At 39.7% G+C, this 23,456-nt stretch carries 21 protein-coding genes; 14 read left to right on the forward strand and 7 right to left on the reverse strand.

Annotation, left to right across the window (positions count from 1 at the left end; all coding sequences use genetic code 11):
* Positions 1-10 precede the first annotated feature (10 nt).
* The gene (locus J0J33_RS03595; protein WP_206888194.1) at positions 11-1,609 is read right to left on the reverse strand and encodes an NAD(P)/FAD-dependent oxidoreductase; all 1,599 of its coding nucleotides are present in this window, start codon (positions 1,607-1,609) and stop codon (positions 11-13) included.
* A gap of 95 nt (positions 1,610-1,704) precedes the next feature.
* On the reverse strand, positions 1,705-3,195 hold the full coding sequence (gene lysS, locus J0J33_RS03600; RefSeq protein ID WP_153188328.1) for a lysine--tRNA ligase: 1,491 nt from the start codon (positions 3,193-3,195) through the stop codon (positions 1,705-1,707).
* A gap of 415 nt (positions 3,196-3,610) precedes the next feature.
* Here lysS and J0J33_RS03605 point away from each other — a divergent pair, with 415 nt between their 5' ends.
* From J0J33_RS03605 to J0J33_RS03620, 4 genes are all read left to right on the forward strand, one after another.
* Positions 3,611-5,449: an APC family permease gene (locus tag J0J33_RS03605; protein ID WP_019294216.1), complete on the forward strand. Its 1,839-nt coding sequence runs from the start codon at positions 3,611-3,613 to the stop codon at positions 5,447-5,449.
* Between the two features lie 161 nt (positions 5,450-5,610).
* Entirely contained in the window at positions 5,611-6,618 is a 1,008-nt protein-coding gene (locus J0J33_RS03610; protein WP_233128960.1) for a YeiH family protein, read from the forward strand.
* Between the two features lie 89 nt (positions 6,619-6,707).
* A complete protein-coding gene (thiI, locus tag J0J33_RS03615; protein WP_019294212.1) occupies positions 6,708-7,928 on the forward strand; it encodes a tRNA uracil 4-sulfurtransferase ThiI in 1,221 nt (406 codons plus the stop codon).
* A 65-nt stretch (positions 7,929-7,993) separates the two neighbouring features.
* On the forward strand, positions 7,994-9,421 hold the full coding sequence (locus J0J33_RS03620) for an MFS transporter (RefSeq protein ID WP_206921783.1): 1,428 nt from the start codon (positions 7,994-7,996) through the stop codon (positions 9,419-9,421).
* Positions 9,422-9,441: 20 nt separating this feature from the next.
* On the opposite strand, the gene J0J33_RS03625 is transcribed toward J0J33_RS03620, so the two are convergent.
* The 3 genes from J0J33_RS03625 to tyrS form a co-directional block, all read right to left on the reverse strand.
* Entirely contained in the window at positions 9,442-11,532 is a 2,091-nt protein-coding gene (locus J0J33_RS03625) for a sodium:proton antiporter (protein ID WP_206921784.1), read from the reverse strand.
* Between the two features lie 78 nt (positions 11,533-11,610).
* Positions 11,611-12,078 (reverse strand): hypothetical protein, encoded by a 468-nt coding sequence (locus tag J0J33_RS03630; protein WP_191672877.1) that lies wholly within the window; start codon positions 12,076-12,078, stop codon positions 11,611-11,613.
* 124 nt (positions 12,079-12,202) lie between these two features.
* Positions 12,203-13,462 (reverse strand): tyrosine--tRNA ligase, encoded by a 1,260-nt coding sequence (gene tyrS / locus J0J33_RS03635; RefSeq protein ID WP_019294209.1) that lies wholly within the window; start codon positions 13,460-13,462, stop codon positions 12,203-12,205.
* Between the two features lie 136 nt (positions 13,463-13,598).
* Here tyrS and J0J33_RS03640 point away from each other — a divergent pair, with 136 nt between their 5' ends.
* From J0J33_RS03640 to J0J33_RS03650, 3 genes are all read left to right on the forward strand, one after another.
* On the forward strand, positions 13,599-16,022 hold the full coding sequence (locus J0J33_RS03640; RefSeq protein ID WP_206888200.1) for a transglycosylase domain-containing protein: 2,424 nt from the start codon (positions 13,599-13,601) through the stop codon (positions 16,020-16,022).
* A 79-nt stretch (positions 16,023-16,101) separates the two neighbouring features.
* Complete coding sequence (locus tag J0J33_RS03645) at positions 16,102-16,611, forward strand: methylated-DNA--[protein]-cysteine S-methyltransferase (RefSeq protein WP_206888202.1); 510 nt, start codon at positions 16,102-16,104, stop codon at positions 16,609-16,611.
* On the forward strand, positions 16,601-17,005 hold the full coding sequence (locus tag J0J33_RS03650; protein WP_165720037.1) for a methylated-DNA--[protein]-cysteine S-methyltransferase: 405 nt from the start codon (positions 16,601-16,603) through the stop codon (positions 17,003-17,005). The genes J0J33_RS03645 and J0J33_RS03650 overlap by 11 nt, the downstream gene beginning before the upstream one ends.
* A gap of 16 nt (positions 17,006-17,021) precedes the next feature.
* Here J0J33_RS03650 and J0J33_RS03655 read toward each other — a convergent pair whose 3' ends face one another.
* Both J0J33_RS03655 and pepA read right to left on the reverse strand, forming a co-directional pair.
* Positions 17,022-17,705, reverse strand: coding sequence for a phosphatase PAP2 family protein (locus J0J33_RS03655; RefSeq protein ID WP_206888205.1), 684 nt, complete (start codon positions 17,703-17,705; stop codon positions 17,022-17,024).
* 111 nt (positions 17,706-17,816) lie between these two features.
* Positions 17,817-18,884 carry a glutamyl aminopeptidase gene (pepA, locus tag J0J33_RS03660; RefSeq protein ID WP_206888208.1) on the reverse strand — a complete coding sequence of 356 codons (1,068 nt, stop codon included), beginning with the start codon at positions 18,882-18,884 and terminating at the stop codon, positions 17,817-17,819.
* A gap of 200 nt (positions 18,885-19,084) precedes the next feature.
* Here pepA and J0J33_RS03665 point away from each other — a divergent pair, with 200 nt between their 5' ends.
* From J0J33_RS03665 to groL, 7 genes are all read left to right on the forward strand, one after another.
* The gene (locus J0J33_RS03665) at positions 19,085-19,372 is read left to right on the forward strand and encodes a hypothetical protein (protein WP_206888211.1); all 288 of its coding nucleotides are present in this window, start codon (positions 19,085-19,087) and stop codon (positions 19,370-19,372) included.
* Entirely contained in the window at positions 19,369-19,689 is a 321-nt protein-coding gene (locus J0J33_RS03670) for a thioredoxin family protein (RefSeq protein ID WP_165716501.1), read from the forward strand. Before J0J33_RS03665 ends, J0J33_RS03670 begins: the two co-directional genes overlap by 4 nt.
* Before the next feature lies 1 nt (position 19,690).
* The gene (gene ytpR, locus J0J33_RS03675) at positions 19,691-20,314 is read left to right on the forward strand and encodes a YtpR family tRNA-binding protein (RefSeq protein WP_206888214.1); all 624 of its coding nucleotides are present in this window, start codon (positions 19,691-19,693) and stop codon (positions 20,312-20,314) included.
* Between the two features lie 69 nt (positions 20,315-20,383).
* On the forward strand, positions 20,384-20,773 hold the full coding sequence (locus J0J33_RS03680) for a single-stranded DNA-binding protein (RefSeq protein WP_019291355.1): 390 nt from the start codon (positions 20,384-20,386) through the stop codon (positions 20,771-20,773).
* A 56-nt stretch (positions 20,774-20,829) separates the two neighbouring features.
* Positions 20,830-21,360 carry a ClbS/DfsB family four-helix bundle protein gene (locus J0J33_RS03685; protein WP_206888217.1) on the forward strand — a complete coding sequence of 177 codons (531 nt, stop codon included), beginning with the start codon at positions 20,830-20,832 and terminating at the stop codon, positions 21,358-21,360.
* A gap of 117 nt (positions 21,361-21,477) precedes the next feature.
* A complete protein-coding gene (groES, locus tag J0J33_RS03690; RefSeq protein WP_206888220.1) occupies positions 21,478-21,759 on the forward strand; it encodes a co-chaperone GroES in 282 nt (93 codons plus the stop codon).
* A gap of 28 nt (positions 21,760-21,787) precedes the next feature.
* A complete protein-coding gene (gene groL, locus J0J33_RS03695) occupies positions 21,788-23,413 on the forward strand; it encodes a chaperonin GroEL (protein WP_003133890.1) in 1,626 nt (541 codons plus the stop codon).
* Positions 23,414-23,456 lie beyond the last annotated feature (43 nt).

A 23,456-nucleotide genomic window follows, 5' to 3' on the forward strand; every position in this document is an offset into this window, starting at 1 on the left:
AGTTTTTTCTTTATTCAGGTCGTGCAAAGGAGGCAATCATTTGCTCGGCACATTTAAGCCCATCAATGGCGGCGGATACAATCCCGCCAGCAAATCCTGCTCCTTCACCAGATGGATAAATACCTTGTGTAGAAATAGATTGGAAACTTTCTTCATCACGATTGATTCGAACAGGAGAAGAAGAGCGTGATTCAACACCGGTCATAATCGCATCGTTCATAGCAAAACCTTGAATTTTTTTGTCGAATCCAAGAAGAGCCTCCTTCATAGAAGAAGTAATATATTCAGGGAAGAGCTGTCTTAAGTCTGTTGGAGTGACACCCAAAGCATAAGAAGGTTTAACTTCACCGATATCAGTAGATGGACGATCTGCAAGAAAATCTCCAACTAATTGTGCAGGGGCTTGATAAGTTTTACCACCGAGGACAAATGCTTTTTCTTCAAGTTTTCGTTGGAATTCAACCCCAGCAAGAGGATGATCTTGGCCAAAATCTTCTGGGAAGACTTGAACCAGTAAACCACTATTGGCATTTTCTTCAGAACGGGCGTGCTCACTCATGCCGTTGGTTACCAAGCGACCTTCTTCCGATGCAGCAGGCACGACAAGTCCTCCAGGGCACATACAGAACGTATAAACACCTCGTCCAGAACTGGCCTTGTGTGTCAAACGATATTCTGCTGCTCCTAAACGAGGATGCTCAGCAAATTCTTTATACTGTGCTTGATTAATCAAGCTCTGAGGATGTTCGATGCGAACTCCAACAGCAAAAGGCTTGGCGGTCATGTTAATTCCCTTGTCGTACAGCTCAGCAAAGGTATCGCGTGCGCTGTGTCCGATGGCTAAAACGGCATGATTGGAGAGGATTTCTTGACCATTTTTGAGAACAATCCCTTGAAGTTTATTTTTGTCGATGATAAATGAAGCGACTTGACTGTCAAAAAGAACTTCTCCGCCCAAAGCAATAATCTGCTCACGAATATTCTTGACAATATCGCGAAGTAAATCTGTTCCTACGTGCGGATGTGCTTTGTAGAGGATATCTTCAGGTGCACCGGCTTTTACAAATTCTTCTAAAACTTTGCGTCCGCGCAAGTCGCGTACACGGGAAGTAAGTTTTCCATCTGAGAAAGTACCTGCACCGCCTTCACCAAACTGGACGTTTGAAGCAGGATTGAGTTTTCCTTTCTTCCAGAAATCATCAATGGATTTCACACGTTCTTCAACTTTTTGGCCACGTTCTAAAACGATAGGACGATAACCCATTTGTGCTAAGAGCAAAGCAGAAAACATGCCAGCAGGACCAAAACCGATGACTAAAGGACGATGTTTCATGGCTTCTGTTCCGATTTGTGGTTCTTTATATTTCAAGTCTGGTGAGAGTGAAACATTTTTTATTTTTTTCTTGAGGAGCTTGGCTTCATTTTTGACTTGGGCATCAACTGTGTAGATAAAGTTGATTTCTCCCCGATGGCGCGCATCAATTGATTCCTTATAAATACGATAGTCAATCAAGTCGGACTCTTGAATTTTTAATTTTTTCAAAAGTAAGCTTTTAACTTTTTCCACAGGCTCATCAATTGAAGTTTTTATTTGAGATATTCTTAACATAGTTTGTTCTCTTATCTAGATAAAGTGTTGCAGATAAAAAATATCGCACACTTCTTGATTGTAAAAACCCAGCCCTGAGAACTGGATTTTTGTTTTTATTTCATTGTTGGGAAGAGCAAGACGTCACGGATAGAAGTTGTACCAGTGAAGAGCATGACTAAGCGGTCGATACCGATACCCAGACCACCAGTTGGTGGCATACCGTGTTCCAATGCTTCAACGTAATCGTAATCTACACCAGTAGCTTCATCATCACCGAGTTCTTTCGCTTTAGCTTGGGCTTCGAAACGTTCAAGCTGATCGATTGGATCATTTAACTCTGAGAAGGCATTGGCATATTCTTTACCATTGATGAAGAGTTCGAAACGGTCAGTAAAACGTGGATCTTCAGCATTCATCTTCGCAAGAGGAGAGATTTCTTTTGGATGTCCAAAAACAAATGTTGGTTGGATCAATGTATCTTCTACGTATTTCTCGAAGAATTCATTGATGATGTGGCCAACGCTTGTGAAGTGGTTTTCCACATAAATATCATGTTCTTTCGCCAAAGCAGCAGCTTCTTCAAAATCCATTTCTTTCCAGAAATCCACGCCTGTTTGCTCTTTAATCGCATCAACCATGTGGATGCGAGCGAACTTACCGCCCACATTGATTTCTTTACCATCGTATTCAACAACATCTTTGCCAAGGACAGAGTGTGCCACGTGTTGGAAAATTCCTTCAGTCAAATCCATGATATCGTCAAAATCAGCATAAGCTTCATAAGATTCCATAGTTGTAAACTCAGGATTGTGTGTCATATCCATTCCTTCGTTACGGAAGACACGGCCAAGTTCATAAACTTTTTCCATACCACCGACGATTAAGCGTTTCAAGTGCAATTCTGTTGCAATACGCAGGGCCATGTCGATGTCTAATGAGTTATGGTGTGTATAGAATGGACGTGCTGCTGCACCACCGGCTTCGTTGTTCAAAACAGGAGTTTCAACTTCAAGATATCCGCGGCCATCCATATAACGACGGATCTCGCTAATAATTTTAGAACGTGTCACGAAACGATTGAAGCTTTCTTTGTTTGAAATCAAATCCAAGTAACGTTTGCGGTAACGTGTTTCAGTATCTGTCAGGCCGTGGAATTTTTCTGGCAATGGACGAAGTGCTTTAGACAAGAAAGTCAATTTGCTTGCTTTAATAGAAAGCTCGCCCATATCTGTCTTCATGATTTGTCCTTCAACACCAAGGAAATCACCGAGATCAGCCTGTTTGAAAATTTGATAATTTTCTTCGCCAACTTCGTCTTTACGCACGTAAATCTGAATTTGCCCTTCGCGGTCTTGGATATGCGCAAAACCAACTTTACCCTTACCGCGTTTTGTCATCAGACGTCCCGCGATTGTTGCATGCAAGTCTTTTTCGTGTAATTCTTCTTTAGTATTTTCATCGTATTCCGCATGTAATTCTGCAGAGTTGTGTGTACGAGTAAATTTATGTCCGAATGGATCAATGCCTGATTCACGCAGTGTTTCCATTTTTTCACGACGGACTTTCATTTGGTCATTAAGTTCTTCGATAATTTCAGCCAAAATGTTTTTCTCCTATAAAAAAGTTTATATCAACCATATTTTAGCATAATTTTACGGCTTTTGACAGCTTATAATCATGTTTTTGAAAAATCTTATGAAAGAAAAGTTGAACTTTATTTTTAGAAAAATGAAATGACATCATTTACTCTCGTGAAATATTACATTTAACACAAAAAAAGAGAAATATTGGCGAAATATGGAGCTCAGGAAAGCTTATTTTAAAAGACTTTCAAGCACTTTGTCTTTCTGTTGCATTTGTTACTGAAACCAAACATAAAAATACTACTAAAATTAATAAAAAAATGCTACAATAGTTGAGTTATCTTGGAGAGGCCTCTTTATGCTAGGAAAGTCAAGCCTAGACTGAATTAAGCCGGATAAATCCAACTTAAAGATTTTATGATACAGGAGTTACGTTTTGAAAAAAGTCAAAGAGCTTTTAATTGGTAAATCTTTAAAGTCAACAGTAGGAGATTCACACCTGCTGACTAAATTACAGGCCTTAGCCATGTTATCGTCAGATGCCTTGTCATCAATTGCTTATGGACCTGAACAAATTCTTTTGGTATTGGTTGCAGTAGGTGCGGGCGCTTCATGGTATTCGATACCTATTGCCTTAATTATTTTGGTTTTACTGTTTGCACTGATTGGAAGTTATACACAGGTTATTCATGCCTATCCATCAGGAGGCGGAGCTTATCTGGTTTCAACAGAAAATCTCGGTACAATTCCAGGATTAATATCCGGTGGATCGCTTTTGGTCGACTATATGTTGACGGTTGCTGTATCTACAGCTTCAGGAGCTGATGCTATAACCTCAGCTTTACCTGAACTTCATCAGTACAATTTAGAAATCGCAGTTGCTCTTGCTTTACTGCTTATGCTGATGAATCTCCGAGGTTTGCGAGAATCAGCAGCCTTCCTCATGATTCCTGTCTATACATTTATTGTGACGACAGTTGCCCTCTTAGGTGTCGGGGTATTCCGTATTTTATCTGGAAGTTTACCCTACCAAGCGCCGGCTCATATCGGTACAACCGTAGGAGGAGTTTCACTTATCCTCTTGCTCAAAGCCTTTTCAACAGGTTCTTCATCTCTGACAGGGGTAGAAGCCATTTCGAATGCTGTACCATTCTTTAAACAACCGAAAGAAAAAAATGCAGCCAAGACTTTGGTAATGATGGGGATTATTTTAGCAGTATTCTTCAGTGGTGTTATCTTCTTTGCTTATTGGCTTGGGTTAACACCACGCGGTGATGTGACCATTATCGCCCAAATGGCGCAACAGATTTTTGGAGACAGTGTTTTTGGGCACGCATTCTTCTTTATCTTCCAAATTGCTACAGCTCTCATTTTGGCAGTAGCAGCTAATACAGGTTATTCCGCCTTTCCAATGCTTGCTTTTAATATGGCGAAGAAGAAATACATGCCTCACTTGTTTACTGCTCGTGGGACACGTTTGAGTTATTCGAATGGGATTATCAGTTTGGCTATTGGTGCGGTCATTCTCTTGTTTATCTTTGATGGACAAACAGATCGCCTTATCCCCCTCTATGCTATTGGTGTCTTTACACCATTTACGTTGGCTCAAATCGGTATGGTTGTCCATTGGCGCAAGAAGCTGGGCAGTAAGTTCCTCTTACGTTCTATCCCTAATATTATTGGGGCAATCATTTCTTTTGTCGTGGTGATGATTTTGCTCATTTTCCGCACAGCTGAAATTTGGCCATTCTTTATTGTTTTACCGATTTTGATTTTCTGCTTTATCCGTATCCACAGTCATTATATGAATGTGGCGGAACAATTGCGCTTGCGCAAAGAAACTGCAGAGCATAAGTTTGATGGTAATACAGTTATCGTCTTGGTCGGAAATGTAACAAATGTTGATGTTGGGGCGATTAACTATGCCCGGTCTGTAGGAGACTATCTTATTGCACTTCACGTGTCTACAAAAGAAGATACGGAAAAAGAAGCCGAAATCGAACGTGATTTCAATGAAACCTTCCCAGATATTAAGTTGACCGTTGTACATACCAGCTATCGTAGTATCATCACGCCAGCTGTTCGCTTTATTAATCTCGCTGCAAAACAAGCAAAAGCGCACAACTATACAACTACTGTTTTGATTCCGACTTTTATTCCGTCGAAACCATGGCAAAATATCTTCCACAATCAGACCGGTTTACGCCTCCGTTATTACCTGAACGCTCATGAAGATATCATCCTTTCAAGCTACAACTATCATTTGAAAAAATAAATAATATAAAGTGTTCAAGACAACAAAAAACTGTTGGCTGGAGCGCTTTTTTCTTTACCTTTTAATAAGCAAACAACATCATAGTAAGACGATAAATGAGATGAATGTTATATGTCAATGAATACACAAATTAATTTTTGTTTTTTGTTATAATAGTTGTCATGTTAAATAAGAAGATCATGCCAGGTTTAGGGCTCAGTTTTGTAGTTGCCGTAGTCAGTTACTTTTTAAATCTCTATGTTTTTAAAGGGATGGGTGCAGCCACGATTGCTATTTTATTGGGAATTATTTTGGGGAATGTTTACTTTAAACAACCAGTCCTCTTTGCAGGTACGGCTTGGTCAGAAAAGAAACTTCTTGAATTTTCAGTAATGTTTTTAGGAGCGACAGTTACCTTTCAAACGATACAAAAGCTAGGCTGGAGTGGTATAAGTTTTATTCTTATACAAATGGTGCTTACAATTGTTTTTGTCATGTTTATTGGAAAGAAACTTGGATTTTCCTCGAAAGTTAATGCGCTAATGGCGTCAGGAAACGCCGTTTGTGGTTCTTCCGCCATTGCGGCAGTTGAGCCAGTCATTGGAGCAGAAGACAAAGACAAGCGGACAGCGATAACTATGGTTAACCTCATGGGGACAGTGTTAATGCTTCTATTACCCGTTTTAGGTACATGGTTCTTTGGAGCAAATGATTTCCTACGTGGTGCTTTGATTGGGGGAACCATTCAGTCTGTGGGACAGGTTGTCGCTTCAGCAACAATGGTGAATGCTGAAACAACAACAATGGCTACCTTGTTTAAAATCATGCGTATCATCATGCTTGTCTTTGTTGTCCTTTATTTTTCTTACCACACACGTCGCACAGAGAAAGCACCGACAGAGCAGGAAGGTCAGCTCAAGATCAAGCGCCAATCCTTTCTTCCTTGGTATGTATTAGGATTTATTATTCTGTGTAGTCTGGATACAGTCTTTCAATTTCCAAAAGTAATTACTGAAACGGCACGTTTTATCAGTAGTTGGTGCGAAATTATCGCTTTAGCTGCTATCGGTTTAAGGCTTAATCTAGTAGAATTTGTCCGCGCGGGAAGAAAGTTAGCAATCTATGGCTTAGCTGTGCTTGTTTTCCAAGTGGGGCTTGCATTGGTTTTGATTCGTCTATTATTAACCTAGAAAAATAGCTAATGTGGTATAATAACCTGTACTGAAATTCTCTCAGGAATAAAAAGATAACCTTATATTAAGTAACAAAGGAAAATAAAATGACTATCGTATACGATGAAATTATGGTTCGCTATGGTGAACTTTCAACAAAAGGAAAAAATCGTGGCTTTTTTATCAATCGTTTGGCCAACAACATCAAAGAAGTTCTTGCTGATTTGACAGACTTGAAGATTACAGCGCAACGAGATCGCGCGCATATCCAGTTAAATGGTACAGACTACGAAGAGGTTTCTCAACGTTTAACTAAAGTTTTTGGGATTCAAAATTTTTCAGCATCCATCAAAGTTGAAAAATCAATCGAAGGTCTAAAAGCAGCAGTTGTTGACTTGATGAAAGAAATTTACCATGAAGGAATGACTTTTAAAATTGCAACACGTCGGGCGGACCATAGCTTTGAACAAGATTCCACAGAGTTAAACATGACTTTAGGTGATGTTGTCTTTGACAATTTTGACTATGCCAAAGTACAAATGAAAAAGCCAGATATCACTCTCCGTGTCGAAATTCGTCTTGAAGGTGCTTATCTTAGTTTCGAAACACTTAAAGGTGCAGGAGGAATGCCTGTAGGAACAGCAGGCCGCGGTCACTTGATGCTTTCAGGTGGGATTGATTCTCCAGTTGCAGGTTACTTGGCTCTTAAACGAGGTGTCGAAATTGAGGCAGTTCACTTTGCTTCACCACCTTATACAAGCCCTGGTGCTTTGAAAAAAGCAAAAGATTTAACAGCAAAATTAACAGCGTTTGGCGGAACAATCACTTTTATTGAAGTTCCGTTTACTGAGATTCAAGAAGAAATCAAAGCCAAAGCGCCACAATCTTATTTGATGACTTTAACTCGCCGTTTTATGATGCGTGTAGTTGACCGCATTCGTGAAGAACGTGGGGGTAAAGTGATTATTAACGGTGAAAGTTTAGGACAAGTCGCTTCGCAAACATTAGGTTCAATGTCTGTGATTAATGAAGTCACAAACACTCCTGTTATTCGCCCCGTAGTCACAATGGATAAGATCGAAATTATCGATATCGCCGAAAAGATTGATACCTTTAATCTTTCAATTCTACCATTTGAAGATTGCTGTACTGTATTTGCCCCACCATCTCCAAAAACAAATCCTAAACTAGAAAATGTTTTAGCCTATGAAAAACGTTTGGACGTTGAAGGTATGGTTGATCGTGCTGTTGAAGGTATTATGATTAGCCGCATCACGGGCGAAAACTGGGACAAAGCAGAAACCAATGAATTTGACGATTTACTTTGATTTTTGAAAACTGTATCATTAGATGCAGTTTTTAGTCTCTTTGTAGGTAAATAGAAAGGAAATAAATGAAAAATAGAACAAAAGTGCTGCTCACCATTGGTTTATTTACACTCATGTCAACTTTAGACGGCTCGATTGTAAATATTGCCTTACCAACAATAGCGCGTGAGCTAAATGTGTCAACTTCACAGATTACGTGGGTGGTCACAATTTATTTGATCGTTATCAGTGCAATCATCCTTATTTTTGGACGACTTGCGGATTTGATTGGGAAAACAACCGTAACAAGATGGGGCTGGACGATTTTTATTGTCGGCTCGTTATTGGCTGGGCTAAACATCGGCTTAGGCTTACCGTTCCTACTCTTTGCACGTGTTGTGCAAGCTATCGGAGCTTCCATGTTTATGGCAACAAGTTTTGGGATTGTGGCGCAGGTTTTTCCTGTTGAAAGTCGAGCGCGGGCGATGTCTATCACTTCCATGTTTGTATCTGTCGGCTCGATCGCAGGACCAGCTTTGGGCGGCTTAATTTTACAAGTTGCCTCTTGGAATTATATCTTTTGGATTAATGTTCCGATAGGGATATTGGCCTGGATTTTTGGAAGTCGGGCTTTACCAGAAGATGAAGGCCAAGGCTCTATAAAAGAAGTTGACTTGTCAGGTGGTTTACAAATGACTGCTGTGATCGTTCTTTTATTCATGGCTTTGAATTTTGGCCAAACTTTAGGATGGAATAATCCGCTCTTACTTCTCGGCGTGGCTCTTGGCTTTATACTTTTTGTTAGCTTTATTTTTACGGAGCGCCGAAAGGAAAAACCTTTACTTGACTTGGGGATTTTTAAAAACAGACTCTTTTCTTTGAGTCTGTTGATGTCACTTTTAAACTTCACTGTTGCGATGTTTGCTAGCATCTTGCTTCCTTTCTATCTACAAGATTATCGTGATTATGCGCCTGGTGCGGCTGGCTTTATCATGATGGCCTATCCAGCTGCTATGCTTATTGTGAGCCCAATAGCAGGTGCACTCGCAGATAAAATAGATAAGGAAGTAATTACCTTTGTGGGGATTTCAGGGATTGTTCTTTCTCAGATTGGTTATCTTTTGATTCGAGCAGATTCGCCCCAATGGTGGGTGATTGCGATTCTCTTACTCCAAGGTGCCTCAATGGGGGCTTTCCAAAGTCCTAATAATGCTTTAATCATGGAGACAGTAGAACGTAAGTATTTAGGAATAGCAGGCTCTGTGAATTCTTTGATTCGGAACATGGCTTTTGTTTTAGGAACTTCTGTAGCAACCATTATTTTGTTCCTTTCCATGTCCAGTCAACTTGGTTATACGGTAAGAACTTATTTACCAGAACATCCAGATACCTTTTTACAGGGAATGCATATGGCTTTCGTATGCTCACTTGTCCTGACAAGTATTTCTTGGATCTTGGCGGGCGTTCGTCTTTTAGGGCGTAAAAAAATAAAAGAACACCTGAGCGAAGGATAAAGCTCGGTGTTTTTTTATTTTCATTTATTTGTTGAAAGTTCATTGTTTGTTGTCTTTTGAACTTTTTTACGTCTCTTTTCAATAAAGTCGTAGAGTAAGGTATGATGGTTACTTGCAAGGGAATAATCCTCTAAAGTATTTACATTTTGACGTAAGACTTTTGCCTCGCCGATCGTTAACTCACCACGGGATTCATACTCAAAGATGGTTTTGCGTTCAAGGTAGTAAGCACGCATCATCTCTTTCAGATTATTAGGCTGCGCACGATGTAAAATACCAGTAATATAGCCACCGCGGGCAACAAACTCTGCGGAGCGTAAACGTTCTGCTTGTAGATAATGGATTAAACGCTCATCGTAAACTGATTCCAGATTGTCCAAAGCTTGAAGGACTAACTCCGTATTAGAAAAGTAAAGCTCGGTAATTTCACGATGTGTTGTAGCGTTATCTGGCCGTGTTTTACGGAAACTGAAATCTAGACGGATAATTCTTGAGAAGAAAAAATGAAGCACACGGATGGAAATGGCCGAAGCAAACTGGATACTTGAAACCAAATTATGCGCAACGGATTGTTCCATCGAATGAAGGTATCGCTGATAAGTTCGATAGGTGTACATGGAAATCTCATTTTGTCTCAAGGCATTTTCCAGTCCCTCAGCTTCAAGACGGACGATAAGCAATTGCAATTCATTAAAGTCAATTGAAGTATTTGAACTTTCTTGCTCGATGATGAGTTTTTGAATGCGGTCTTGATAGCTATCGATAGCAATATTATAACCAAGGCGCGCTTTTTCTTTTGTAACTTGTTTTAAATCATTTTCCAATTCTCGAACGACATCGGCTAAGATAGAAATTTTTACCATGTTGTCAACTTTGACAACTTTTTTGGCAGCGATTAAAGGTAAAACAAATAGTCCGGTTAAAAAACTGAGCGCGGTAACTGCTGCACAGAGAAAGATGATTAAGCTATGCGGGATATCTACTGTCCGTGGCAACAAAAGGACAGTGGCAATGCTGACGGTACCTTTGGAGCCAGCAAAAGTCAGTAACAAGATATCGTTCCAGTAAGCAGAAAAGCTTTGATTGCGACGCAGAGATACATAACGATAATAAACAGCCAACAGGGAAAAGCGAAGGGCAAAAAGACCAATGGTTAAAAGTAAAACCATGAATAAAAGAGAAGTCGTAGAGTAAAGGGGATCAGCAATGAGCGGAAAAACAAGCTGATGTAACTCTATCCCGAGGAAAAGGAAGACTGTTGAATTTAAAACAAAGGTTAGCAAATTCCAGATAGTATTTTTCACTTTTGTGACTTGGGCATCAAAAAGCGTGGTCCTTTTAAGACCGTTGGCTTGCATGACTCCAGCGACAACGACAGCGATGATTCCAGAAACTTCAAGCATATCAGCAATTAAAAATGCAGATAAAGGAAGCATAAGCTCCAAAATAAGGTAACCTGTAACATCTCGGGCATCGACATCCTCAAGAATTCTGAGAATAAAGGACTTCATCCAAACGAGAATGAAACCGACCAGTGCACCACCGATTGCAGAGACTACAAGGTCAGCAGAAGCATGAGTCAGGGAAAATTCGCCAGTGACCAGCGCAAGAACCGCAATCTGGAAGGAAATGATACCAGAAGCATCATTCAGCAGGCATTCACCCGTAAGGATACTCATGACCCGTTTGGGGAAACTAAAGCGTTCAGATAAGGCAGCAACAGCGATTGCATCTGTTGGTGCTAATGAAGCCCCTAAGGCAAAACAAGCAGCCAAAGGTACAGATAAATAAAAGAAATGCGTTAAGTAGCCTAAACCAATAGTTGTAATGAAAACTAAGGGAAAGATAAGCATTAATATCGTTCGAGTATGTTTAAAGATATGTTTGACATCTGCCTCTTCACTCTCACGGAAAAGCAAAGGAGCAATGATGAAGCCCAAGAAGAATTCTGGGTCAACCTGCAAAAGTTTTGACGCACCTAAAAAGCCCAAACATAGCCCAATCACGACTTGAATCAGCGGGAGAGCCAACTTTGGGAAAACTTTATTGATGATATTTGAAATAACTAGAGCAAGAAGAAAAATGATGACATAAAAAATAGTATGGAGCACAAATTTTCCTTTCTTTCGTCTATTTTAGAGCAAGAAGCTGCATTAAAAGTACAGCATATTGGTTATAAGGCTAAAAGGCTACTTTATCTTTTTGAAAAGGTCCTTTTTTTGATTAATCTTCTGATCGATTTTGGCACAGCTCTTTTTATTTAAGAGAGCGCGACAGCGTTTGAGCTCAAGCTCTGTTAATTGACGTTTAAGTTTCTCTTTTTTAGTGAAGTCTGATTCACCGCTGTCGATATATTCAAGCCTTTGCTGCAGAAGAGATTGTTTATACTTGAGAGCCTCAATTTCATGTTTCAGCTTTGATATTTGTTCATAACTAGCATCTTGCTGATGGAAATCCTTAAGTTTTTGAGACAAGAAAAGTTTCTTCTCTTCGAGAAGATGAAGTGATTCAAGTATTTTGTGTCTTTTTTCCTCTTGTGAAACTGGAGTATAAATCTCACTTTTTTCAGAATCAGAGGGTTCTTCTGTAATTTCTTCTTTTTCTAAATACTGTTCACGTAAATCTCTCAGCATTTGTTCAAAATCTTTATCAGGCATGCTATTATCCTTATAATCTTGTTCTTAAACTCTATTATATCATGATTCAATTAGAAAAATAATGTGTTTGGATTAAAAAAGCAACAGAGAATTCCCTGTTGCTACTTAAATATTAGAGTTTAACTTAATAAGTCAAGATGAAATTTTTCTTTTTACCACGGCGAACAACAGTAAGTTGATTGTCGATTTTATCTCCATCAGAGAAGGTGTAATCCAAATCTTGGATACGTTCACCATTGATGTAAATCGCACCGTTTGTTACATCTTCACGTGCTTGACGTTTTGAATTTTCGATTCCGGCAGAAATCAAGAGTTCAATAATATTGAGGTTATCGTCTGCTTTCACTTGATATGTTGGTACATCTTTTAAGCCAGAAAGGATTGACTTGGCATCAAGAGCTTTCAAATCACCGCCACCAAATAAAGTTTCCGTGATTTTTACAGCTTGCTCGTAAGCGGCTTGTCCATGAACAAGAGTTACAACTTCGCGGGCAAGTACTTTTTGAGCTAAGCGTTCGTGACGTGCAGCCTCAAATTTCTCACCGATTTCAGCAATTTCTTCAAGAGATAAGAAAGTGAAAATTTTGAGCATTTTTACAGCATCATCATCGTTAACATTCAGCCAAAATTGATACATTTCAAACGGAGACGTTTTATCTGCATCGAGCCAAATGGCATTTCCTTCAGATTTACCAAATTTTTTACCTGTTGAGTCTGTAATCAATGGAATAGTGATGACATGTCCAGTTTTTCCAGCCTTACGACGGAGCAGTTCTGTGCCGGCAGTCATATTGCCCCATTGGTCAGAACCACCGAGTTGTAATGTAATACCATGACGTTGGTTGAGCTCGTAGAAATCGTAACCTTGCATAATTTGGTAAGCAAACTCGGTGTAAGAGATACCTGATTCGATACGACTCTTCACTGAATCTTTACTCATCATGTAGTTAATCGTGTAATATTTACCGACATCACGAAGGAAATCAATAAAAGATAAATTTTCGAACCAATTGTAGTTGTTTTCCATCTGAGCTTTATTTTCGCCATTTTCAAAGTCAAGGAAACGTTCCAACTGAGCACGAATTTTATCAGCCCAAGCTACAACAGTATCTTTCGTTTGTAAGCCACGTTCGGCATCTTTGAAAGATGGATCGCCAACAAGTCCAGTAGCGCCCCCAACCAATGGATAAGGTTTGTGTCCAGCCATTTGTAGACGCTTCATTGTAAGAATTAAGACCAGATTACCAAGGTGTAAACTGTCAGCAGTAGGATCGTAACCAACATAATAACTTACCATGCCCTCAGTTAAAGCTTCGCGAAGAGCTTTTTCATCAGTGGTTTGGAAAATCAGACCACGTTCTTTTAGTTCGTCAAAAATATTCATGTTACCTCCTAAATTTAGTTAATACTGACAGTTTTGTTATAGTTTCTCTCAGTAATTAGATTAACGTTCTCATTATATCAAAAAAAAAGGAAAAATAGGGGCGAAAAAAGAGCCTAAGTTTGGTATAATATGTATTATGAAAAAAGATCAAGAACAGTCGAAGGAACGTGCACAGGCACGTTTGCAGGCTAAAATGGAGAAAAAGCGTGCCAGCAAAACGCAGGAAAGTCGTAAAAATTCTCCGAAAAGGCCTCAAAAACCTAAAAAAGTTCAAGCAGATGTAGAAGAAGGGAAGACAACACTTCAGACTATTTTTTCAGTCGTGCGTGGAGTAGTTGTCATTTTTGGTGTGCTTTTTCTTTTAGTTGGTGTATTTGGCGCTGCGGCAGGTGTGGGATATTTTGCTCGCCTTGTTGAAAATACCAAAGTTCCAAGCAAGGAGCAACTTCTCGAGCAGGTTAATAATATTCACGGTGTTTCAGTCATGAAATACAGTAATGGTGAAAATATTTCTGATATTTCCAGTGATTTGGTAAGGATTAATGTAGCAAGCAACCAAATTTCAGAAAATGTGAAAAAAGCTCTGATTGCGACAGAAGATGAAACCTTTAAGACGAACAGTGGTGTTGTGCCCAAAGCAGTAATTCGAGGCGTTCTAGGTGCCGTAGGTGGCGGTACAAGCTCTGGTGGTTCAACGATTACGCAACAGTTGGTAAAACAGCAGTCTCTTGGAGACAGTGTCACTTTCCAACGCAAGGCCAGCGAGATTGTTTATGCACTGCAGCTTAATCAATATTTAAGTAAAGATGAAATTTTAACGGATTATCTCAATGTCTCGCCATTTGGGCGAAATAATCAAGGGAAAAATATTGCGGGTGTCCAAGCCGCTGCCCAAGGGATTTTTGGTAAGTCTGCTAAAGATTTAACCGTGCCAGAAGCAGCGTTTATTGCTGGATTACCACAAAGTCCAATTGTTTACTCTCCTTATAATGTGGATGGTTCGCTCAAATCAAAAGAGCTACTCTCTTATGGCTTAGCTCGTCAACAAAATGTCCTGTTTAACATGTATCGTGCAGGATATTTGACTCAAAAAGATTACGAAAAATACAGTGCTGTGGATATCTCGCAAGCGTTTCTGCCTTCACAACCACAAGATTCTGTAGCACATGGTTATCTTTATAATGTTGTGTACAGTGAAGCTCTTAATCACGTCTATGATTATCTGATTAAGAGGGACAAGGTTTCGGCAACAGAACAAGGAAATGATAGCACCAAGCAAAAATATCGTGAATTAGCCGCACAAGCCTTACAAACTGGTGGTTATACTATCACAACAACAATTAATCGTGGTGTGTATGATGCCATGCAAAATGCAGTAGCGCAGTATGGCGGTATTTTACAGGACGGTACAGGTGAAGTTCAAGCCGGAAATGTACTCATGGATAATAAAACAGGAGCAGTACTTGGCTTTATTGGTGGTTTAGACTATGCAACCAATCAAAACAATCATGCCTTTGATACGAAGCGTAGTCCAGGTTCTTCGATTAAACCAATCTTAGCTTATGCACCAGCAATTGATTTGGGATTGATTGGGTCAGCAAGTATGCTGAGTAACTATCCAGCAAGTTTCTCTGACGGTACTCCAATCTTGCACGTTGGCGAAACAGGAACCGGAATGGTAAGTCTTAATGAAGCTTTAGGCGTGTCATGGAATATCCCTGCGCATTGGACCTATCAAGCCATTCTTGATTCTGGCAATAGCGTGGAACCTTACATGAAGAAGATGGGCTATTATGTGCCAGACTACAGTGTGGAATCTCTTCCACTCGGTGGTGGTATTGAGCCAACTGTGGTGCAACATACCAATGGCTACCAAGCCTTAGCTAATGGCGGGGTTTATGAGCCACACTATGTTGTCCAAAGCATAAAAGACGACTCCGGTAAAGATATCTACGAACATAAGAGTCAAGCAGAGAGAGTCTTTTCACAAGCAACATCAACAATTACTGAGAATCTTTTACGTAATGTTTTGACCTATGATGTCAGTCGTCGTACAACAAACTTTTTACAAGATTTACAGGCCATTAATCCAACACTTGCAAGTAGCGTGGATTGGACAGGCAAGACAGGTACTTCCAATGATTATGTAGACGGTTGGCTCATGCTTTCAACGCCTAAAGTATCCCTTGGAGGTTGGATTGGTCATGATAATAATACGCCGATGGGCAGCAAGACAGCTGCGGTCAATAATGGTACATATATGGCAAACTTGGTCAATGCAATCGCAGCAGCGGATCCAAATGTGTTTGGTCCTGGTGAAAAGTTCCCAGAACCAAGTAAAGATCCAGATGTGATCCAGAGCACTGTTCTTAAGTCGACCGGTCAAAAACCAGGCACTGTAACTGGAGGGAATCTAAAAAATGTTAAAGTCTCCGGTGAAACAACCACAAGTTATTGGGCTAAAAACGGAGCACCTGTGACACAATTCAAGTTTGGAATTGGTGGTACAGAGGCGAATTATAATGACGCGTGGAACAGAATTTTAGGAACTAGAAAATAGTAAAAAAGAGAGGGTATTCGCTCTCTTTTTTTTGCTCTGAGGTAGTTTCTGGGTGAGAGAACTATGTTATAATAAGAACATGAAGAAGCGCCTCTATAAAAACTATATTGACACACCTATTGGTCAAATGATAAGTATCAGTGATGCGCAGTTTCTTTATCGCTTAGGCTTTACAGAGCATAAGAATTTACAGGCGAAGATTGCAAGACAGAATGCTATTATTTTGGAACATCCAACTCCGATTTCATGTCAACTTGAAGAAGAGTTGCAAGAGTATTTTGCAAGAAAAAGAAAAAGTTTTAAACTCCCTTTAGCTGTGCAAGGTACAGAGTTTCAGCAAAAAGTCTGGAAAAAAGTTGAAGATATTCCGTTTGGGCAAACAAGAACCTATAAAGAAATCGCACAAGGACTCGCGCATCCGCAAGCCAGTATTGCAGTAGGGGCAGCAAATGCAGCCAATCCCTTTGCAATCGTGATTCCATGTCATCGATTGAAAAAAAGCTCCGGGCAGCTGGCAGGTTATACTGGAGGACTATGGCGTAAAGAATGGCTGTTGGATTTTGAGGAGAATAATACCTATGTTGAATGAGAATATTCCACTCTCTGTAGAGCGCAATGCTAAGGGGGAGATTACCCAGGTTTTTTTCGATGACCAACATGAAAAGACGACTTACGAAGCACTTAATAAGAACCAGAACTTTATATTGACCACAGGAACAGCATTTCAACAAGCTGTTTGGTTAGAACTTCCCAAAATTCCAGCGGGAACGACTATAAGTTATCAGGAAATGGCTGCGCGTGTCGGAAGTCCTAAAGCACAACAAGCTGTGGGGCAGGCATTAGCACGTAATCCTTTGCCTGTCATTTTACCATGTCATCGTGTCACGCGTAAAGATGGCAGCTTGGGCGGTTTTATGGGTCAAGAAGCAGCAGTAGATATTAAGCAAAAGATACTCAACTATGAAAAAAAGCTTGACATATAGTCAAAGCTTTTTAGCTTTAATCAGCTCTTCTCATACTTTTAGGTATATAAGGTTGAAGTTTTTCTGAGTTTTTATAATGAAGATAAGTTGGATAAGTGAGGCAGATGACTGAAAGCCCCCAAAGTAAGCCGCCTAAAGTATCCGAAGGATAATGTACCCCAAGAAGTACACGTGAAAACATTGTTAAAAAAATTAACCCCACAGCGACAAAACCAACTAATGTTTTGCTCCATACAGAAGAGAGATAGTGTAAGAGGGTAAAAAAGAGACAGCCAAAGAGTACTACAGCAAAAGTTGTATGTCCACTGGCAAAACTTTTTCCTGGCTCATCTGTAAAGGCGGCAATACGATGAATGTCAGGGCGATCACGGCCAATAACTAATTTAATCAAGGTATTTCCCCCCACAGCAATTCCGGCTACCAGAGCTAACCATATTGCTGAAACCTTATCTTTGATAAAAATAATAGCAGCAATAACAAGACCAATTATAGCGCCCATTGTGTCACCTAGAAATTTAGCAATTACACTTGAAATTTGAACCAAAAATTCATTGTTTTGAAGATGCCAAGCAACTGTCTGTAAATGCGAATCAATGCTTGGAATAGGTGCGTGTGTATAAGAAAGTTTTACAATGGCAGTCAGTGTGATAAAACTTACCAGAGTAAGTAAACCAGTAGTATAGTATAGTTTTTTATTCATAAATTTCCCTAAAATTCATATTTGGTGCTTTATGATTTTACTTTTTCTTTCTGAAATAAAACTGAATGACTAAAAAAAGAGGCTCAGGACCTCTTTTTTTTAACTTTTTTATTAGTAGTTTTTAATGGCTGCTACTTTTTCTTGATCAAGACTCATAACGATAGCCCGGATAAAGTTTTGCGCTTCTGTGAAATCATCCATGTTGAAGATAGTTTGGTGACTATGGATATAACGGGCACACACACCAATAGTTGTTGAAGGTACACCTTCGTTTTGCAAGTGTGCTGCACCAGCATCAGTTCCACCTTTTGAGATATAAGCTTGTGTTTTGATACCATTAACTTCTGCTGTGTTGAGGAGGAAGTCCTTCATACCAGGCAGCATGATATGACCTGGGTCGTAATAACGAAGAAGCGAGCCTTCGCCAAGACGACCATTGTCGTTTCCAAAAGTATCCGTTGCAGGAGAACAGTCAACAGCAAAGAAAACTTCAGGTTTAAATTTAGTTGTTGAAACATGGGCACCGCGAAGGCCAACTTCTTCCTGAACATTTGCACCGATAATCAAGGTTACTGGCAATTCTTTGTCTTTAAGGTAGTCCAAAAGTTCTAAGACCATAAGACACCCGTAGCGATTATCCCAAGCTTTACTGATGACATTTTTACCATTAGCAGTTAAAATTGTTTCAGATTCAGGAACGATGACGTCACCTTGACGAATCCCAAATTCTAAAACTTCTTCTTTGCTCATAAAACCACCGTCAAAGATGATATCTTCCACTTGTGGCATAGCAGGTGCGCCCGCTGCTCCACGTAAAAGATGTGGTGGTAGGCCACCAGTCACAACAGGTATTTTTTTACCATCACGTGTGAATAGCGTAAAGCGTTGTGCACTAACAACTAAAGGATTCCAACCACCCAGAGTGACTACACGTAAAGTACCATCTGCCTTAATTGACGACACCATGAAGCCGACTTCATCCATGTGAGCTGCAACCATAACACGAGGCGCATTTTCTGTTTTACTTTCTTTAGTGACAAAGATTCCGCCCAGACCATCAGTTTCAGGTGTGTAGCCGAGGTCCACCATACGGGCACGAAGATAGTCACGCATTGGTGCTTCGTAACCACTTGTTGCTTGAATTTCAGTTATTTCTTTAATTTTGTTAAATAGAGTCATCTCGTCTCCTTTGATTTTTTATACTCCCTTATTGTAGCATTTAAAAGCCGTATATAATAGTATTGTCCTAATGCTATTTAATAACTATAATTTTTAAAGACGGATAAGTTTTAGGGGATTTATAGAAAAGCGGAACTGATCTGAGGGGAAACAGTAATTATAAGTACTAATATACTCAAATTTATGTTAAAATTTTTTATATGAAAAAATATTTGAAAGTTGGTTTAGGGCTGCTGGCTGGTGTAGCTGGTGCGCGAGTGCTCTATCAGAGTTATAAACACGTTGAAGAAAATTTGCGGGCAGAGGTTATTCAAGCAGTACGTGAAGCTTTTGCTGACCAAGATATTCAAACAGTATGGATCTTTGAGGAGGCAGATCGCGGAGCTATTTATCAAGGTGGCGTGATTGTTGGAACAAACCAAAACATCAATTTTGAAATTGATGGAGAAACCTTAGAAATTACAGAATTAGGAGAGGAGTATTTATGATTATTCCAAAAAATTATGAGGAACTAGCTGAAATTGTAAAATCAGAAGGCAAACATGTCTTGTTTTTCACTGCAGGATGGTGCCCAGACTGTACTTTTATCAAACCAAAAATGCCAGAATTAGAAGCTGAATTTTCAGACTTTGACTTTGTAGAAGTTGACCGTGACGAATTCATGGACTTGGCTATTGAATGGGGAATCATGGGTATTCCTAGCTTTGTGACACTTGAAAATGGTAAAGAAACAGGACGCTTAGTGAATAAGCTACGTAAAACTAAAGAAGAAGTTAGTGAATTTTTGAAGGGTGTAGATAAATAAAATGATTGCAACGTATAATAAAAATGTTGGTGATGTCCTCATGCTGATTGTGGCAAACAATGAGGGCGCAGAAGTAACTTACGAACGTAAGGCGGATGTTGCGCGTATCTTCCGTGAAGATACAGGACAAACAGTGGGCTGGAACATTTTCGATATAAAAAAAGACTGGCCAGATTTGGCTCAAGGACATAATGATTTATCTGAGCCTCAAGTAACGGAACTTAATGTAAAACTTAAGGCAGCTGGCTTTGACGAGCAGTTTACATATGATGGCCAACCTAAATTTGTAGTCGCTGAGATTTTAACGATGGAGGATCATGCAGACAGCGATCATTTACATGTGTGCCAAGTAGAAGTTGGTCTAGATGCACCAGTTCAAATCGTTTGTGGTGCTCCCAATGCCGTTGTTGGTATGAAAACAGTAGCGGCTTTACCTGGTGCAATGATGCCTTCTGGTTCTTTAATCTGGCCAGGTGCTTTGCGTGGTGTACCTTCTTATGGCATGCTGTGCTCGGCACGAGAGCTTGACTTACCAAATGCACCACAAGTTCGTGGTATCATCGAATTGGATACAGATTTAGAAGCTGGGTCAGCTTTTGATGCAACAAGCATGTGGCAAGCCTAAATATAAAATAATAAAGACCTTAGTGAAAGCTGAGGTCTTTTTTCGTACAAAAAGTAAGGAGGTGTCAAAATGAATAAAACGTTACTTGTTGGCCGACTCGTTGCAGATCCAGAACTCACTAAAACATCTAATGGGAAAAGCCTATTGAGAATAAATCTTGCTGTCAAACGACGCTATAAAAATGCTTCAGGTGAAAAAGATACAGACTTTGTCGCTTTGGTCTTTTGGGAGAAACAGGCGGAACACTGTACATCCTATGCTAAAAAAGGTGCCCTACTTGCTGTAGAAGGGGAGATACGAACCAGGAATTATGTGGACAAGCAGGAACAAAAACGCTATGTGACAGAAGTGTTGGTGAAAACTTTTGACCTTTTGGAAAGTCGCGCGACAGTTGCCATGCGACAAGATTCTATAGAAAATAGTGCTCTTAATTTAAAAGAAGACGAATTACCGTTTTAAATTGAAAAAAGCGTTTTCTTTTGATAGGATGAGAACAGGAAAGTGAGGAGGGAAAAATGGTAAAGGCAAAAACGAAAAAAGAGTTGATTTCCTTTTCAGAAGAAAACTGGAAAAAGCTGTGTCATTTGGTTGACGCACTACCTTTAGAGGCACAAACAGCAACTTTTGCCTTTGGCCAAGAGAAGGGAAAAGAGGCACATTGGGGGCGAGATAAGAATATCCGTGATGTGTATGCCCATCTTTATGAGTGGCAAGTACTTTTACAAAATTTTGTAAAAAGTAATGTTTCAGGAAACTGTCAAAGCTTTTTACCCACACCCTATACTTGGAAAAACTATGCGACAATGAATCAAGAGATCTGGGAAAAGCATCAAGCTACTCCTTATGAAGAAATAAAGGAAAAACTTGCTACAAGTCACCTAAGAACTATCCAGTTATTGCAACATTTTTCAGATGAAGAGCTTTATACGAAGCAATATTATCCTTGGACTGGGACAACATCCTTAGCGCAGTATTTTCAGTCATCATTGGCTTCACATTACGAGTGGGCCTTGAAGAAACTCAGGCTCCATAAGAAAACGATTTAAAAAAATAAAAAAAGAAGTTTTTTTCTTGACTAATTTTGACCTTCGCGGTAAAATAAGATATATAAATTAGCACTCCAACTTAAAGAGTGCTAAAATAACATAAAATGGAGGAATAACATGTTGAAACCCTTAGCGGATCGCGTTGTATTGCGTATAAAAGAGGAAGAAGAAAAATCTTTAGGTGGGATCGTCTTGGCCTCAGCAGCACAAGAGAAACCACAAGTTGCAGAAGTTGTGGCAGTAGGCCCAGGTAAAACAACTCCTCATGGTACAGTTATTGCACCAACAGTACAAGTTGGTGATGCAGTTCTCTTTGAAAAGTTTGCCGGTACAAATGTAAAATTTGAAGGCGAAGATTTCTTGATTATCAAAGAATCTGAAATTCTTGCGACTGTTTAAGGAAAATAAAGACAGGAGATAATAAAAAATGGCAAAAGATATTAAATTTTCATCAGATGCTCGTTCAGCAATGGTTCGTGGTATTGATATTTTAGCAGATACAGTAAAAACAACACTTGGTCCTAAAGGTCGCAATGTTGTTCTGGAAAAATCATATGGTAGTCCACTTATCACGAATGATGGTGTAACTATCGCAAAAGAAATTGAATTAGAAGATCACTTTGAAAATATGGGGGCAAAATTAGTCAGTGAAGTGGCCTCAAAAACAAATGATGTTGCGGGTGATGGTACTACAACAGCGACTGTTTTAACACAAGCGATTGTTCGTGAAGGTTTGAAGAACGTAACTGCCGGAGCTAATCCAGTGGGCATTCGTCGTGGTATTGAGTTGGCAACGGAAACAGCAGTAAAAGCACTCAAGGAATTATCTATTCCAGTATCTGGTAAAGAAGCTATTGCACAAGTTGCCTCTGTTTCTTCTCGTTCAGAAAAGGTTGGAGAGTATATCTCAAATGCCATGGAAAAAGTTGGTAACGATGGTGTTATTACTATTGAAGAATCAAAAGGTATGCAAACTGAACTTGAAGTTGTAGAAGGTATGCAGTTTGACCGTGGTTACTTGTCACAATATATGGTGACAGACAATGAAAAAATGGTGGCCAACCTTGATAACCCATATATCTTGATCACAGATAAGAAGATTTCAAATATTCAAGAAATTTTACCATTACTTGAACAAATCTTGAAAACAAATCGTCCTTTACTTATTGTGGCAGATGATGTTGATGGTGAAGCATTACCAACCCTCGTGTTGAACAAAATCCGTGGTACTTTCAATGTTGTAGCGGTTAAGGCTCCAGGCTTTGGCGACCGCCGCAAGGCCCAACTTGAAGACTTAGCAATCCTCACAGGCGGTACAGTAATTACGGAAGAGCTTGGTTTAGAACTTAAAGATGCAAGCTTAGATGCACTTGGTCAAGCCAATAAAGTAACTGTTGATAAAGAACATACGACAATCGTTGAAGGTGCTGGTTCAGCAGATGCTATTGCTACTCGTGTAGCAACAATTAAAGCTCAAGTTGAACAAACTACTTCAGAATTTGATCGTGAAAAACTTCAAGAACGTTTAGCTAAACTTTCTGGTGGAGTCGCTGTGATTAAAGTCGGTGCCGCTACAGAAACTGAACTTAAAGCGCAAAAACTTTTGATTGAAGACGCACTTAATGCAACACGCGCAGCCGTCGAAGAAGGTATCGTTGCTGGTGGAGGTACTGCCCTTGTTACAGTTATCTCTGCCCTTGACAGTCTTGAAGAAGAAGGGGACGTGCAAACAGGTATCACAATTGTACGTCGCGCATTAGAAGAACCAGTACGACAAATCGCGGCTAATGCAGGTTACGAAGGTTCAATCATTATTGATAAACTTAAATCAGCAGAAAAAGGTATTGGTTTCAATGCCGCAACTGGTGAATGGGTTGAAATGATTGAGACAGGTATTGTGGATCCGGCTAAAGTAACACGTTCAGCCCTCCAAAATGCGGCCTCAGTAGCAGGACTTATCTTGACGACTGAAGCAGTCGTTGCTGATAAACCAGAACCAGCTGCACCAGCAGCTCCAGCTATGGATCCATCAATGATGGGTGGTATGATGTAACAATAAAAAGACACGAATTCGTGTCTTTTTTTATTGCTGTAAA

It is taken from the genome of Lactococcus sp. LG1267 (assembly GCF_017309545.1).
GTDB classification, from domain to species: domain Bacteria; phylum Bacillota; class Bacilli; order Lactobacillales; family Streptococcaceae; genus Lactococcus; species Lactococcus petauri.

Bases quoted from the DNA above. Each gene is read 5' to 3' on its own strand.
- J0J33_RS03685 (WP_206888217.1), top strand. From the start codon at position 20,830: ATGGTAAAGGCAAAAACGAAAAAAGAGTTGATTTCCTTTTCAGAAGAA.
- J0J33_RS03680 (WP_019291355.1), top strand. From the start codon at position 20,384: ATGAATAAAACGTTACTTGTTGGCCGACTCGTTGCAGATCCAGAACTC.
- J0J33_RS03640 (WP_206888200.1), top strand. From the start codon at position 13,599: ATGAAAAAAGATCAAGAACAGTCGAAGGAACGTGCACAGGCACGTTTG.
- tyrS (WP_019294209.1), bottom strand. From the start codon at position 13,462: ATGAATATTTTTGACGAACTAAAAGAACGTGGTCTGATTTTCCAAACC.
- pepA (WP_206888208.1), bottom strand. From the start codon at position 18,884: ATGACTCTATTTAACAAAATTAAAGAAATAACTGAAATTCAAGCAACA.
- J0J33_RS03610 (WP_233128960.1), top strand. From the start codon at position 5,611: ATGTTAAATAAGAAGATCATGCCAGGTTTAGGGCTCAGTTTTGTAGTT.
- J0J33_RS03665 (WP_206888211.1), top strand. From the start codon at position 19,085: ATGAAAAAATATTTGAAAGTTGGTTTAGGGCTGCTGGCTGGTGTAGCT.
- J0J33_RS03655 (WP_206888205.1), bottom strand. From the start codon at position 17,705: ATGAATAAAAAACTATACTATACTACTGGTTTACTTACTCTGGTAAGT.
- J0J33_RS03670 (WP_165716501.1), top strand. From the start codon at position 19,369: ATGATTATTCCAAAAAATTATGAGGAACTAGCTGAAATTGTAAAATCA.
- J0J33_RS03650 (WP_165720037.1), top strand. From the start codon at position 16,601: ATGTTGAATGAGAATATTCCACTCTCTGTAGAGCGCAATGCTAAGGGG.
- groES (WP_206888220.1), top strand. From the start codon at position 21,478: ATGTTGAAACCCTTAGCGGATCGCGTTGTATTGCGTATAAAAGAGGAA.
- J0J33_RS03630 (WP_191672877.1), bottom strand. From the start codon at position 12,078: ATGCCTGATAAAGATTTTGAACAAATGCTGAGAGATTTACGTGAACAG.
- thiI (WP_019294212.1), top strand. From the start codon at position 6,708: ATGACTATCGTATACGATGAAATTATGGTTCGCTATGGTGAACTTTCA.
- J0J33_RS03645 (WP_206888202.1), top strand. From the start codon at position 16,102: ATGAAGAAGCGCCTCTATAAAAACTATATTGACACACCTATTGGTCAA.
- ytpR (WP_206888214.1), top strand. From the start codon at position 19,691: ATGATTGCAACGTATAATAAAAATGTTGGTGATGTCCTCATGCTGATT.
- J0J33_RS03595 (WP_206888194.1), bottom strand. From the start codon at position 1,609: ATGTTAAGAATATCTCAAATAAAAACTTCAATTGATGAGCCTGTGGAA.
- J0J33_RS03620 (WP_206921783.1), top strand. From the start codon at position 7,994: ATGAAAAATAGAACAAAAGTGCTGCTCACCATTGGTTTATTTACACTC.
- groL (WP_003133890.1), top strand. From the start codon at position 21,788: ATGGCAAAAGATATTAAATTTTCATCAGATGCTCGTTCAGCAATGGTT.